Source organism: Corynebacterium sp. Z-1 (genome assembly GCF_031844665.1).
In the GTDB taxonomy this organism is placed as follows: domain Bacteria; phylum Actinomycetota; class Actinomycetes; order Mycobacteriales; family Mycobacteriaceae; genus Corynebacterium; species Corynebacterium sanguinis.
This window is the reverse complement of record NZ_CP134621.1, coordinates 156,597-168,876: the sequence shown is the minus strand read 5'-3', so window position 1 is coordinate 168,876 and position 12,280 is coordinate 156,597. Positions and strand designations below refer to the sequence as shown.

Sequence of the window (12,280 nt, the reverse complement as noted above, 5' to 3'; positions counted from 1 at the left end):
TGGAAAGGTACCTCACTTTCCCAGCGAGATGCTGGTTTCAGCGTGTCCACCGCCAAGGGGTCAGGTCCATACTTTTGGCGACCGTGGGCACGCACCGAATAACGCAAAGAGTCTGTTTGATGTTGAAAGCACGCTGCCGCTGCCAACCTATGACACTGCCGTTGGTGTTGGAATGCCGGACGATGTTACCTACGACGAGACAACCCAAACTATTTATCTAGGCAAGGGCAGCTGGTCGAATGTGTCACCAGCCGTGTGGAACTACACAGTGGGTGGAAACTCCACAATCAAATCCTGGGTAGGTTATCGCCGTAAAAAACCTAAAGGCAGAAAGTCCTCACCACTCGATGACATCATCACCACAAGCTGGCCGACACAATGGTCAAGACAGTTTCACGAACTGCTAGTTACGCTTACCCATTTAATTCAGCTCGAAGCTGAACAGAAGGAACTCCTGGAGCAAATCATTGCTGGCGAACAACTAACTAAACCTGGATCCGCCGATGGTCCTTCGGTGATCGGTTGATTTCGGCTGCGGGCACCACCAAGGATTTCGGGCAGGGGTGATCCCCAGATCACGTCGTCGTCTGGTCGTTCCACGAATTGGTAGTTCAGCTCGGGCCGAAGGAATCCGGCGCAGGTGGTCAGGAAGAAACAACCACCGGCGGCGAGTGACCGTGATCGAACAGTCTCCGCCACTGGGCTTGCCACCTCCAGCCCTCCGGCAGGTGCAGCACCAGTCGCCGGGACCGACGCACCACCCGGGCCGCCACCGCGATGATCTGATGCCGGATCGTCGCTGTCGTAGCCCTGGCCAGCGCCCCCGCAGCAACGACCCCGGCGGTGCGGGTGAGGTTGAAGGCCATGACCGCACACACCAGCCACGCCGCGTTCGCGGTGAACTTCCCTGACGGCATATGCGCCAGGGCGCTGTTCTTCAGATCCGCGTTGACCTGTTCAATGATTGCGTGCTGCCGGTGGGTCTTGTCCGCGGCCACGGTATCGAGCAGTGCGGGGTCAGCGGTGGTGAACACCGCGTGGAAGCGGTGCAGATCAAATAGTCCCGGCTGATCCACATTCTTCTTGGGGTTGAGTTCCGGGATCCGGCGGACCACCAGCCGCCCGGGAACCTGATCGACCTCCGGCTTCGACGCAAACGCGGTGAAGGGGACTTCCGCGACTTCTGCTGAGGAGATCCAGGTCTGGGTGTCCTCGTCGAAGAGTGCGTCGGTGTACTCAATTGTCTCCCAGGACGTATCCGGGATCGTGGTGATCGCCTGGCGGATATTCCTCGTCATCCGCGCGGTAACCGACACATCCGCACCGGCTGTGAGTGCTGCGTGGATGCTGGGGGAGCCGTAGAAGGCGGAATCAGCCCGCACCAGGATCTTCTGGTGCTGGAGTCCCGGTAACCGCCGGGTGGTGGTGATCGCATCAGCAATCAACCGGCCCGCCCCACGCGGGGAGCCACAGGACCCGCGGCGCAGGCGCTGGGCCACGACCACCGGGGCGGAAGTCCTCGTGGTGACCGTGGCCAGCAGCGCATTGAGCCCACGGATACCGGAGTAGCCGAAGCCGGCGCCTTGTTTCTGGTGGCCGTGGACTTCGATGATGGTGTCGTCAACATCGACGAAGACATACCCGCTGGTGGCAGCCGGGGCGGGTACCAGGGCTGGTGCCTGCACTGCCAGGTTGATCAGGAACCGGGAGGCCACGGCATCCAACTGACGGACATGTCCGAAGGTGAAGGCCCGGAGGAAGGATCCCAGGGTCGAGGGTGCGTAGATTCGGTCGAACAGTCGGCTCATCCCGCCGTGGCGCAGCAGGTCCATGTCGTTGATCGAGTCGGCCCCTGCGACCATGCCGGCGACCAGGGTGGTGATCTTCGCCCCGGCGTTGGCACCCTTGTCACCTGCCACAGTCAGCTGGTGCTGTGCCAGGGTCGACAGGCCAGCGTTGTCGGCCAGGCGCATGGTCGGGGCCAGGCCGGCGGCCGACACGAGGGTGGGATCATCAAAGGAAATAGAGAGTGCCGCGGGAGTGTGAGATACTTGCACCTGAGAGATGCTCTTTCTTGACAGGGATTACGGACCTTAGATAAGTCGTATTATCCCAGTTCAGAAGGGCATTTCTCTTTTTCCCACGCCGCTTAGATTCGAGTCACATCGGTGAATCCAGGCTAAAGACGAATTAGCCTTTCATGGGGTGCAGTGGCCAGCAGAAAATAAAGATCGGAAACCACACTTTCCAGGCGATCTATTTTAAAATTCTGGCTATTAGACATTTGTTCGAAAGCCAGGAGATTATGTCGAAGCAGTGTGCAACAATAACGTCATGACTCGCCCAATTGATGAGCTGTTGCGCCAAGCTGGTGTGCCGTCGTTAGGGTCAAACAACGGCACACTCAGTGGTGGAGAGATGGCAATCGCACGTATTGTCAGTGCTCTGCGAGCAGATTGGGACAGGCTCGATGGTCAACAACAACGTGCGCTTATTACAGCGCTGGAAGCGTCCACACAGGCCACCGAAGAAGCCGAAGCATTCGTGCTGAATCAACTCAAGAAGCACTAAATCGCTCAAGCCCTGCCTGAGGGGCTAGAGGCAGGGCTTGAGTGTGACAGTGACCGTCCGGGGGGGAGGGAGCGGTCTACAAACTATTCTGCGGAGCTTCGACAAAAGTAACAAGGGCGTGCCCACTCCAGTGAGCATTGACAGTAAGGATGAAATTATTGGGGTTCCTTTGTGAGAGTTCTCTTTAAAGATTCTTTGGTTATCTGTAGTCCTGGAGGCTGTGGTCAGTGAGTAGTCCAGGTTGTCTCGGTGGCAACCAAATCTTTGATTTGGGCGGCAGCACAACCGAACGTTAGTGAGGGCGTGAGCCACGATGGAATCTTATTTACTAGTTAGCGTTAGCGTTGACTGGTTGGTTTACCCCTGCTGGATATAGTTCTACAGTTTATAGTTATAAGCGACCAGGGGAAATAGATAAAATCCCAGTTCAAGCCCTGTGGATAACTGCTTGGATATTGGTAAATATGCGCAGCCGTATTGGTAAATATGCGCAGCCGTATTGGTAAATATGCGCAGCCTGACCAGGGCATAAAGAAAGCGCCCACAAGGGGGCGCTCACTCGTTGATGAGTATTAATCCAGCTGCGGACGTGGCGGTTTTTTCTCAACTGAGGGAGATGTCTTAGTGACGGTGACTCCATCGAGGTCGGCTTTTATTCCACAATTACGCCATATCGCCTGAACATCGTGGATGGCTTTCTTGATTTCGTTGCGGAAGTTCACCCAGTCTTGCCCTGATACTAGCTCTTTGGTGGCGAAGCTTTGTGCCATCATGTCCCAGGTAAAAAGGTAGGAGTCTCGGTTGTTTTTGCTAAGCCAAAACTGCTTGACCGTTAGCCAGATATAAATGTCCATTGACCGTGGCTTGGTGAGCTGGCGTAGTACAGCAAGGTCGATAGGGATGGGGGCTTCGACAATGTGCTGGAAAAATTGTGGCGTGAGTTTGATGTAGGACTCGATGAAGCTTCCCTGATTAGGGTCGCGTGCATCAAACCATAAGTCCCATTCATCCATAATTTGAGTGTGTTTACCACGTGCGCGTACGCCATCGTCCTCTTTGACGGTCACGCGAGCATCAGCCAGGCGCAATAATTGCTCGCGGATATTGGCCAAGTTCCCTGTTGCGCCACCTGTGCCGCGTCCAGTTACTCCGATGGCTTGGAGGAAGTGGTTCATGGAGTGTCCGAGAGGGATGCGGACTGCTTGCTCAAGGTCTATTTTGCCTGCTTTGAGCTTTCCTGCGTTTTCCACGGCACGGGTGACGATGTAGGCCATGATTAGTCGGGGATATTTGCCGTAGGGCAATCCTCCATCGGCGTAGACAACGATTCGGCCTTGTGCTGTCTCTATGACTCGTTTTTCTTCGTCGGTCTTGCGGTATGGAAATAATGCTTGGACGAAGAGTTTGGATGTGTAGCCAATGTCTTGGGCGTTTATAAGTTCTTTTGCTTGATTAACTTCTCGGTCTTGGGCAGTCTTTTGGGCTGCTTGAAGCTGAGCAATTTTTTCTGGTGGCAGTGCCATGGAAGAATCCCTTTTCTGGTGACACTGCTTAACTTCTTGCAAACCGTGTATTTGGTGTATATGAACGAGGACAGAGGGCCACGCCCGTCGCCGGAGTTCGTGGAATGGCTTATGGATCTGCCAGTCAGATGGATTACCGACACGATGGGCGGACTGACTGCAAATCAGCAGAAGACCGCCTTCGGTAACGGGGTCCTGCCACTTCAAGCGCTCGTTGCACTGCGCAGTCTTGCATTACGTATGCAATCACGCTGAGTCGGGCGACCATCAACTGCCGCGCAACGGTCGGCGGAGTTCGGGAACGGTTCGACGGCCGAGCCTCAGATAATGCCTTCGAGGCGTTGCTCGATCTGCGGCTTCGGCATCGCCCCAATGATCTCGCGCACGATTTCACCCTTGTCGAAGACCTTCATCACAGGGATCGAACTGATGTTGTAGCGTGAGGCGATGTCGGGGTTCTCGTCGACATTGAGCTTGGCGATGAGGAGCTTTCCATCCTGCTCAGCTGCAATCTGGTCCAGGACCGGCGCGATCGCACGGCACGGGCCGCACCAGGCTGCCCAGAAGTCCACGAGAACGGGGACCTCGCTCTGGAGCACAACCTCTTCGAAGGCCTGGGTGTCGACGGTGGTGACTTCGCTCATGGGACTGCTTTCCTTCCTATTACACGTCGCGTGCGATAGACCGCGCGCACATCACAACACCCTACCCGGTGGGGGTATTCCCGTGGTGCTAGTTTTAGACCAGTCGCATCGTGGTCAGGCAGGTTTGCGCATCGTCGCCGACGGTCGAAAGTTCGGAGGTGACGGTCTGGCCGTCGTGGGTGATCGAGATCGATGTCTCGATGCCTCGGGGCAGCCAGATCCCGACGAAGCCGTTGTCGAGGGTTCTCAACTCCTCGTCGACGATCGTCTCGCCGGTCGTCGCATCCGTCACCGTTACGGCCACGTCTGCGTTGCGCAGCTCGCCCAGGCATCCGGTCGGGCTGTGGTAGTAGCAATCATGGGTCTGCGACCGATACGGGGCAACGGATACGTAGATCTCGTCACTGGGCAACCGCACCTCTGTCGCGTGCTCGTGCTGATCAGTGAGCGTGACCATCTCCGCAGTGATCGACGTGGTCAAGGTCTCCGTGCGATCGTCCAGCGGGATCGCATCGAGCGTTTCGACCAGCTCCCGCACGTCGAGGCCTTCGAGACCATTCTCGACAAGAATCTCGGCTCCGCTGGCCGAGGTGGCTGAGGGTGAGTCGTTGGCGGCCGCGCATCCGGTGAGCAGGAAAGCGCCGATCACGACGGTGGTTGCAGCGGTTTTCTTCCCGCCGTACTTCGGCAATGACCTGAGGTTTTTCATGGGATTCCTTCTCGTGCCTGCCCGTGGTGCCAATTGGCCATAGTACCCCATAGGGGTAGTGCCTACCTGTGTGATGCGGAAGCGCCCCGCCCGGTACGAGCCCGGGAGGGGGCGCTGCGTTCAGTCGTGCTTGCTGACTTCCGGTTCATGTTCGGCAATGTGCTCGGTCTCGATCTGGAAGGTTGCGTGATGGACGGAGACCTCGAAGTGTCCTGCGACGCAGTCTTTGATCTCTTGGAGCATCTGGGCGGCATGACCGTCGGTGAAGCATTCGTCGTCGACGACGACGTGGGCGGTCAGGGTCGGTAGGCCGGTCGCCACAGTGGAGGCGTGCAGATCATGAACATCCTGGACGTGGTCGAGTTCGAGGATGTGTGAGCGGACTTTGTCGAGGTCGAGGCCCTTAGGAGTGAACTCCATGAGGACGCCGGTGGTCTCGCGCATCAGCTTGAACGCGCGAGGCACGATCAGGGTGGCGATGAACAGTCCGGCGATGGCGTCGGCCTGCATGAACCCGGTCGTGGAGATCACGATCGCCGCGATGATCACTCCGAGTGAGCCGAGGGCGTCGTTGAGGACTTCGAGGAACGCGGCACGCATGTTGAAGTTCGAACCGCGGCTGGAGGCGAGGATGGTGATGGCGATGATGTTCGCGACCAGGCCGATGATGCCGAAGATCAGCAGTTCGCTTGCGGGCACCTCCGGCGGCTCGAACAGTCGCCGGATTCCTTCGATGGCGGCGTACGTGCCCACCACCAGCAGCAGTGCCGACTGTCCGAGGGCTGCGATCACCTCGATACGTCGGAACCCCCAGGTGCGCTTGGAGTTGGCGGGCTTGAGCATCAGCGTCCCGGCGATCAGTGCGACCAGTAGGCCGACGGCATCGGTGATGGCATGGGCGGTGTCGGTTAGCAGTGCGAGGCTGCCGGTGATGACCGAGCCGATGGCCTGGGCGACGACGATCGTCGCGGTGATCGAGAATGCGATCCAGAGTTTCTTGCGGAAATCTCCAGGGTGCCCGGTCTCGCTGGCTGCGGGGCCGTGATTGTGTCCTGCGCCCATGTCTACTTCTTCTCCGTATCTGTCGCGTGGTGGGTATGTGGGAGTCGCAGGTGCGTGCAGAGCAGGGCCTGCGTGCCGGTGGCATCGAGGAGGCATTCGGCAGCGGCGACGAGGGTACGCAGGAGTTCGGGCTGTGTCAGCGAGTACCAGGTGGAGCGCCCTTCCGGGCGCATCGTCGCCAGGCCGCACTCAACGAGAAAGCCGACATGTTTGCTTACCGTGGACTGGGCCAGGCCCATGTGCTCGACCAGATCGCGGACCCGGTGCTCGCCCGAGGCGAGGTGCTGCACGATCGCCAACCTCGTCGGTTCTGCAAATGCCTGGAACAGGTGGGCGTACGCTGCTGTCGCCACCTCGTCGAGGGTTGCCCCCTCTTGTTGATTCATAGTCATATAGCGATTATATCGCTCTATGACGATATTGTCGAGTGTGATCTGTCGCTCGATGCGAAATGAAGCTCAGAGGTTCCGGCGCGCCCGAGGGTGGACTGCCCGCTTCCTGCGACGCGTGCCTTATTGGATTCGGCGGAAAGTGGAGGTGCCTACGGGACTCGAACCCGTGTACAAGGTTTTGCAGACCGCTGCCTATCCTCTCGGCCAAGGCGCCAAGTCGCCGGCAAGATCAGTCGCCCGGCGTGAGGCCGGCAACCAGGTTGAAGGCGCCGGTGAGAATGTTCAGCGACACGACCCCGACGACATCAGAGATCTCACGGTCGCTGTACCCGAACCCCCGAAGCTCGTCGATCTGCTCGTCGGTGATCGACGCAGGCTCACGGTAGACCTGGAGGCCGAGCGCGATCATCGCCGCGACCGGGCCGGTCATCGCCGTACCCTGCTGGGCGAGTGCGATCTCGTTATCGCTGACCCCGAGTGATCGTGCCGCGCTGATGTGCGAGGCCAGGCACATTCCGCATCCTTGCTGCGACTGCACGGCGATCGAAACGAGCTCGCTGACCTTGCGGTCGAGCTTGGCGCGACGCATGGCTTTGCTCAGCTGGAGATAACCGCCGAGCACCGCCGGGGAATGCGCCATCGTCGAGACCATGTCTCCGACCTCGCCGTGCCGCTCGACGAGATCGCCGAGCAAGTCTCGTGAGCTCCCCACTGCGGTCTCAGGGGTCAATCGGGAAAAACGGGGCATAATGCCTCCTTAGTCAGTTTGGTCGCGAGTTCGAGGTTGAACCCGCAGGGATGCGTTCCTGCTGCTGATGCCCGGCATGTACACCGGTCAATAGGTAGAAGTCGCCGGACTCGCGTTGCTGCCGACTCACGATCCCGGCCGCATCCAGGTGCGGTGTGTCATACGTGGCGTGCGCGTGTTCAGCCTCTCTCATAGTCACCAATCCTACCCTTTACCCCTATGGGGTATCAAGTATTATCCGATTGGTTTGAAGGACTCGGAGACGCGTGGCCGGGTGCGGCGGATTGAGGTGAGGCCAGAGACGACGGGTCCGCGCAGGAGTACGTGTCCAGTCGGAAGGGTCAACCGCGTCCAGCGGCCGGCGGTGGAGATCGCGGCCTCTCCTTCGGAGCTGAGGAACCCGAAGACGTAGGCGGCGAACGCGACGCCTTGTGGCAGCGACGCGAGGGCTGTGTCCGGGGTGCCCCAGACCATGCCCCGGATCTTGCGGGCGACATCGTCGCCGGGTTTGTCGGGAAGTGCTTGGGCCACGGCCTCGATGCCGGCACGGACGCTACGCATCAGCGTCAGACTGGACACGTCCGCAATGTATCTCCACCCGTGTTGTGGGGGTTCGACGCTGGTCCAAGCGGGTGCCAGCGAGGTCTCCGGCAGTTCGAGGGACAGGGGGTCGACGGTCGCGGTCAGGGTTTCGACGGTGACGTCGCACTGCAGCTCGGGGTCGGAATGGAGCGTGCGAAGGACGAGGATCGTAGGGGTGCGGTCGAGCGGACCACGGGGCGTTGGTACACCGCACTCATGCGCAGCAGCCCGGCCGCGGCCTGCAAGCGCACGCCGTGGGCGCCGGCTCGCCTGGCCCGTTGAGCGAAAGTGGGCGCATCGCGGGCGGACGGCGTGTCGGTGAGGATCAGGCGTGGAGGGCGTCGTGAGGGCTTCCCGCCGTGTCCTGGAACGCGGCCTCGGGGTCCGGGATTAGGAGCGGACGAGTCGGTTGATGGCGTCGGTGGCTTCCTGTATCTTCTCGACGGCCGCCTCGTCGCTGAGCTTCGCTGCGTCGAGCACACAGTGCTTGAGATGATCGTCGAGTAGACCGGTCGCGACCCCCTGGAGGGCGCGGGTCAGGGCGGATACCTGGGTGAGGATGTCGATGCAGTATTTCTCTTCATCGATCATCTTCGCGATCCCTCGGGCTTGACCCTCAATGCGCTTCATACGGCCGAGGTAGCGCTCCTTGTCGTTGATGTATCCGTGCTGATGAGAATCGGTGTCGACAGACATGGGCATGTCCTTACTTCTGGCGTTCCAGGACGGAACGCGTGCTGGCTTCGGGTGTGAGGTCGATGCGCCGCAGGAGTTGGGCGTTGAGCGCGACGACCACGGTGGAGGCCGACATCAGGATCGCGCCGATCGACATTGGCAGGACGAATCCCACCGGTGCCAGGATGCCGGCCGCAAGCGGCACGGAGATGAGGTTGTATCCGGCGGCCCACCACAGGTTCTGCTTCATCTTACCGTATGCGCGTCGTGAGAGCTGGATGATGGAGAGCACCGACCGGGGGTCGGAGCTGGCCAGGATCACCCCGGCCGAGGCGATGGCGACATCGGTGCCGGCGCCGATCGCGATGCCGACGTCGGCCTGGGCCAGTGCCGGGGCGTCGTTGACGCCGTCGCCGACCATGGCGACCTTCTTGCCCTCGTGCTGCAGTTGGGCGACCTTGGCGGACTTGTCCTCGGGGCGGACGCCGGCGAAGACGCGGTCGATGCCGAGCTCCCGTCCGACCTCGTTCGCCACGGCCTCGGCGTCGCCGGTGATCATGACGACCTCGACGCTCAGGGCGTGGAGGGCGTCGACGGCGTTGCGGGATTCGGGGCGGATCTCGTCGGCGAGCTTGAGGCCGCCGACCACCTGGCCGTCGCGGAGGACGTGCAGGATGATCGCGCCCTCAGAACGCCATTCCTCGGCTGTGCCGACCTCGTGCTGGCCGGTCTCCTCAAGCAGCCGGGGGCCGCCGACGCGGACCTCCTGGCCGGCGACAGTCGCGGTGACTCCGACGGCGGGCGAGGATGAGAAGCCGCTGGCCTGCTGAAGGGCGAGGCCCTTGTCCTTGGCGGCGGCGACGATGGCCTTGGCGAGCGGGTGCTCGCTGTCGGCCTCGGCCGAGGCCGCGAGGGCGAGGACCTGGTCGGCGTCGAGGTCGCCGGTCGGTTCGACGCCGGTGACGGTGGGCTCGCCCTTGGTCAGTGTGCCGGTCTTGTCGAAGAGCACTGCGTCGACCTGCCGCATCGACTCCAGGGCGAGGCGGTCCTTGACCAGCACGCCGCCGCGGGCGGCGCGCTCGGTGGCGATGGAGACCACGAGCGGGATCGCCAGGCCGAGGGCGTGGGGGCAGGCGATGACGAGTACGGTGATGGTACGGACCACGGCCTCGTCGGGCATGCCGATGAGCGTCCAGACGACAGCGGTGACCAGCGCCGCGCCGAGAGCGAACCAGAACAGCCAGGCCGCGGCCTTGTCGGCGATCCGCTGGGCGCGGGAGGAGGAGTTCTGGGCCTCGGTGACGAGCCGGTTGATCCCGGCCAGGGCGGTGTCGTCGCCGGTGGCGGTGATTTTCACCCGCAGGCCGGAGTCGGTGGCGACGGTGCCGGCGGTAGCTGTCTCGCCCTCGCCCCGAGAGACCGGGCGGGACTCGCCGGTGATCATGGACTCGTCCATGTCGGCGCGGCCGTCGACGATGGTGCCGTCGGCCGGAACGCTGCCGCCGGGGCGCACGATCACGACGTCACCCACAACGAGGTCGGCTGGGGCCACCTTAACGACGTTCTCGCCCTCGACGCGCTCGGCCTCGTCGGGCAGCAGTGCAGCCAACGAGTCGAGCGCCGAGGTGGTCTGGGCCAGGGAGCGCATCTCGATCCAGTGGCCCAGCAGCATGATCACGATCAGCAGCGCCAGCTCCCACCAGAACTCCAGCTCGTGATGGACAAGCCCGAGGGTCGCGGCCCAGGAGGCGAAGAAGGCCACCGTGATCGCCAGAGCGATGAGCAGCATCATCCCGGGCTTGCGGGACTTCAACTCGCTGACGGCGCCGGTGAGGAAGGGCCTGCCGCCCCAGACGTACATGACGGTGCCCAGTACCGCGGCGACCCAGCCCGCCCAGCCGGGGACCTCGTAGCCCAGCAGCATGGAGAACATCGGCGAGAGGGTGACCGCGGGGATGGCGATGACGAGGTTGATCCAAAACAGCCGGCGGAACTGGCCAACGTGGTCCCCGTGGCCGCCATGGCCGCTGTGATCTCCGTGGCCGCCATGGCCGCTGTGATCTCCGTGGACACCGTTCTCATCGAGGCCCGTGTGGTCTGAGTGCTGCCCGTGGTTCATGGCGTGGCCCTGGTGTCCAGTGTGCTGGCCCTCGTGCGTGCCGTGCGCCTCCGCCGAGGCGTGTGCGGACACAGACCCGTGGTGATGCTCGCCGTGAGCGGGTGCATCGGTTCCGTGACCGTGGTGCTGGTGTGAGTTCGGGTCCGTCATCGTTCTTCTCCTTCGTCATCGAGCCATGCCGCTCACCCGGTCGCCGGGCAAGCGAACGTCGGCTCAGGGCGCTGGTTGGATCTCGCTCTCGACGACCCACTTGTGGTTCGTCATCTTCATGCCGTCCGTCTCGTAGTCGACCATGTAGACCGTCTCATCGGTGGACGAAGCGATGGTGGCCCTCGCGCCCTCCATGCCCTCCATGTGCTTGGCGAGCAGCGTCACCGCTGTGCCATCGGTCAGGCGCTCGTCGCCGGCATCCTCGATTTCTTCCTGCACGACCCACTTGTGGTCCGTGACGGGGTCGCCGCCACCTGCGTTAGTGTAGTTCACGGAGTACGTGTACGTGTCGAATGCGCCGGAGATCGTCGCTGTCGCACCGTCCATGCCTTCCATGTGGTCGGCCGTGAGCTGTACCTCTGTGCCGACCGGGTATGTGGGGTCACTGGCTTCGGCGATACCCTCGGGTGCCGGTCCGCCGTCCATCGGGTGCTCCATCGAGTGATCCATTTCCTCATCTCCGCTTTCTGCATTGTCGCCGCCGTGGCCCTGCTCCTCAGTAGCCGAAGGGTCGGTCTGCTGGTCTTCGTCTGCTCCGCTGCTGCAACCGGCGAGCACGAGTGTCACTCCGAGCACTCCTGCTGCCAGCCCTGCTCGCAGTCTCCTCTGCATGTCAGCTCCTTTCATCATGACACCTACCCTATACCCCCCAGGGGTACTAGTCAAGGATTGCGCGTTGTACCGGCGTGAATCGATCGAATTGTCCTTCTCAGAGGGACTGCTCATGTTGGATGGGCAATGCGGCGATGAGGGGATGGTCGAAGCCCGCCGGTCCGATCTTCGCGGCTCCACCGGGAGAACCAAATTCGTCGAAGAACTCGACGTTGGCCTTGTAGTAGTCAGACCATTCGTCGGGCAGGTCGTCTTCGTAGTAGATGGCCTCGACGGGACAAACCGGTTCGCAGGCTCCGCAGTCAACGCATTCGTCGGGATGGATGTAGAGCGAGCGTTCGCCCTCGTAGATGCAGTCGACAGGACATTCGTCGATGCAGGCGCGGTCCTTGACGTCCGCGCAGGGAAGCGCGATCGCATAGGTCATGGCTGC

14 protein-coding genes and 1 tRNA gene are annotated in these 12,280 nt (G+C 61.4%); 2 read left to right on the top strand and 13 right to left on the bottom strand.

The window, feature by feature from the left end:
* The first annotated feature begins 28 nt into the window (after positions 1-28).
* Positions 29-526, top strand: coding sequence for a type ISP restriction/modification enzyme (locus RIU96_RS00865; RefSeq protein ID WP_311205035.1), 498 nt, complete (start codon positions 29-31; stop codon positions 524-526).
* Positions 527-644: 118 nt separating this feature from the next.
* Here RIU96_RS00865 and RIU96_RS00860 read toward each other — a convergent pair whose 3' ends face one another.
* The gene (locus RIU96_RS00860; RefSeq protein ID WP_144689020.1) at positions 645-2,057 is read right to left on the bottom strand and encodes an IS1380-like element ISCef7 family transposase; all 1,413 of its coding nucleotides are present in this window, start codon (positions 2,055-2,057) and stop codon (positions 645-647) included.
* Between the two features lie 277 nt (positions 2,058-2,334).
* Between RIU96_RS00860 and RIU96_RS00855 the strand changes: the two genes are divergently transcribed.
* Positions 2,335-2,571, top strand: a complete 237-nt coding sequence (locus RIU96_RS00855; protein ID WP_144691027.1) for an antitoxin — start codon at positions 2,335-2,337, stop codon at positions 2,569-2,571.
* A 572-nt stretch (positions 2,572-3,143) separates the two neighbouring features.
* On the opposite strand, the gene RIU96_RS00850 is transcribed toward RIU96_RS00855, so the two are convergent.
* The 12 genes from RIU96_RS00850 to fdxA form a co-directional block, all read right to left on the bottom strand.
* On the bottom strand, positions 3,144-4,094 hold the full coding sequence (locus RIU96_RS00850; RefSeq protein WP_099299418.1) for a replication protein RepA: 951 nt from the start codon (positions 4,092-4,094) through the stop codon (positions 3,144-3,146).
* 320 nt (positions 4,095-4,414) lie between these two features.
* Entirely contained in the window at positions 4,415-4,738 is a 324-nt protein-coding gene (trxA, locus tag RIU96_RS00845; protein ID WP_099299417.1) for a thioredoxin, read from the bottom strand.
* A 94-nt stretch (positions 4,739-4,832) separates the two neighbouring features.
* The gene (locus RIU96_RS00840; protein WP_180965366.1) at positions 4,833-5,447 is read right to left on the bottom strand and encodes a CueP family metal-binding protein; all 615 of its coding nucleotides are present in this window, start codon (positions 5,445-5,447) and stop codon (positions 4,833-4,835) included.
* Positions 5,448-5,567: 120 nt separating this feature from the next.
* Positions 5,568-6,509, bottom strand: coding sequence for a cation diffusion facilitator family transporter (locus RIU96_RS00835; RefSeq protein ID WP_070478530.1), 942 nt, complete (start codon positions 6,507-6,509; stop codon positions 5,568-5,570).
* Positions 6,510-6,511: 2 nt separating this feature from the next.
* Positions 6,512-6,901: an ArsR/SmtB family transcription factor gene (locus RIU96_RS00830; RefSeq protein WP_070478528.1), complete on the bottom strand. Its 390-nt coding sequence runs from the start codon at positions 6,899-6,901 to the stop codon at positions 6,512-6,514.
* Between the two features lie 140 nt (positions 6,902-7,041).
* Positions 7,042-7,115 (bottom strand) — tRNA-Cys (locus tag RIU96_RS00825).
* Positions 7,116-7,130: 15 nt separating this feature from the next.
* Complete coding sequence (locus RIU96_RS00820) at positions 7,131-7,649, bottom strand: carboxymuconolactone decarboxylase family protein (RefSeq protein WP_070478526.1); 519 nt, start codon at positions 7,647-7,649, stop codon at positions 7,131-7,133.
* Between the two features lie 234 nt (positions 7,650-7,883).
* A complete protein-coding gene (locus RIU96_RS00815; protein ID WP_083290898.1) occupies positions 7,884-8,210 on the bottom strand; it encodes a DUF8185 domain-containing protein in 327 nt (108 codons plus the stop codon).
* A 411-nt stretch (positions 8,211-8,621) separates the two neighbouring features.
* On the bottom strand, positions 8,622-8,927 hold the full coding sequence (locus tag RIU96_RS00810; RefSeq protein ID WP_070478524.1) for a metal-sensitive transcriptional regulator: 306 nt from the start codon (positions 8,925-8,927) through the stop codon (positions 8,622-8,624).
* Positions 8,928-8,937: 10 nt separating this feature from the next.
* Positions 8,938-11,025 (bottom strand): heavy metal translocating P-type ATPase, encoded by a 2,088-nt coding sequence (locus tag RIU96_RS00805; RefSeq protein WP_202032245.1) that lies wholly within the window; start codon positions 11,023-11,025, stop codon positions 8,938-8,940.
* 213 nt (positions 11,026-11,238) lie between these two features.
* Positions 11,239-11,847: a YdhK family protein gene (locus RIU96_RS00800; protein ID WP_070478521.1), complete on the bottom strand. Its 609-nt coding sequence runs from the start codon at positions 11,845-11,847 to the stop codon at positions 11,239-11,241.
* Between the two features lie 97 nt (positions 11,848-11,944).
* Positions 11,945-12,274 carry a ferredoxin gene (gene fdxA, locus RIU96_RS00795; protein WP_070478519.1) on the bottom strand — a complete coding sequence of 110 codons (330 nt, stop codon included), beginning with the start codon at positions 12,272-12,274 and terminating at the stop codon, positions 11,945-11,947.
* Between the last annotated feature and the right edge of the window lie 6 nt (positions 12,275-12,280).

Coding starts and splice junctions, on each gene's coding strand:
- RIU96_RS00805 (WP_202032245.1), bottom strand. CDS start 11,025: ATGAACCACGGGCAGCACTCAGACCACACGGGCCTCGATGAGAACGGT.
- RIU96_RS00810 (WP_070478524.1), bottom strand. CDS start 8,927: ATGTCTGTCGACACCGATTCTCATCAGCACGGATACATCAACGACAAG.
- RIU96_RS00840 (WP_180965366.1), bottom strand. CDS start 5,447: ATGAAAAACCTCAGGTCATTGCCGAAGTACGGCGGGAAGAAAACCGCT.
- RIU96_RS00830 (WP_070478528.1), bottom strand. CDS start 6,901: ATGACTATGAATCAACAAGAGGGGGCAACCCTCGACGAGGTGGCGACA.
- RIU96_RS00850 (WP_099299418.1), bottom strand. CDS start 4,094: ATGGCACTGCCACCAGAAAAAATTGCTCAGCTTCAAGCAGCCCAAAAG.
- RIU96_RS00835 (WP_070478530.1), bottom strand. CDS start 6,509: ATGGGCGCAGGACACAATCACGGCCCCGCAGCCAGCGAGACCGGGCAC.
- RIU96_RS00865 (WP_311205035.1), top strand. CDS start 29: ATGCTGGTTTCAGCGTGTCCACCGCCAAGGGGTCAGGTCCATACTTTT.
- RIU96_RS00815 (WP_083290898.1), bottom strand. CDS start 8,210: ATGCGTAGCGTCCGTGCCGGCATCGAGGCCGTGGCCCAAGCACTTCCC.
- trxA (WP_099299417.1), bottom strand. CDS start 4,738: ATGAGCGAAGTCACCACCGTCGACACCCAGGCCTTCGAAGAGGTTGTG.
- RIU96_RS00800 (WP_070478521.1), bottom strand. CDS start 11,847: ATGCAGAGGAGACTGCGAGCAGGGCTGGCAGCAGGAGTGCTCGGAGTG.
- RIU96_RS00820 (WP_070478526.1), bottom strand. CDS start 7,649: ATGCCCCGTTTTTCCCGATTGACCCCTGAGACCGCAGTGGGGAGCTCA.
- fdxA (WP_070478519.1), bottom strand. CDS start 12,274: ATGACCTATGCGATCGCGCTTCCCTGCGCGGACGTCAAGGACCGCGCC.
- RIU96_RS00855 (WP_144691027.1), top strand. CDS start 2,335: ATGACTCGCCCAATTGATGAGCTGTTGCGCCAAGCTGGTGTGCCGTCG.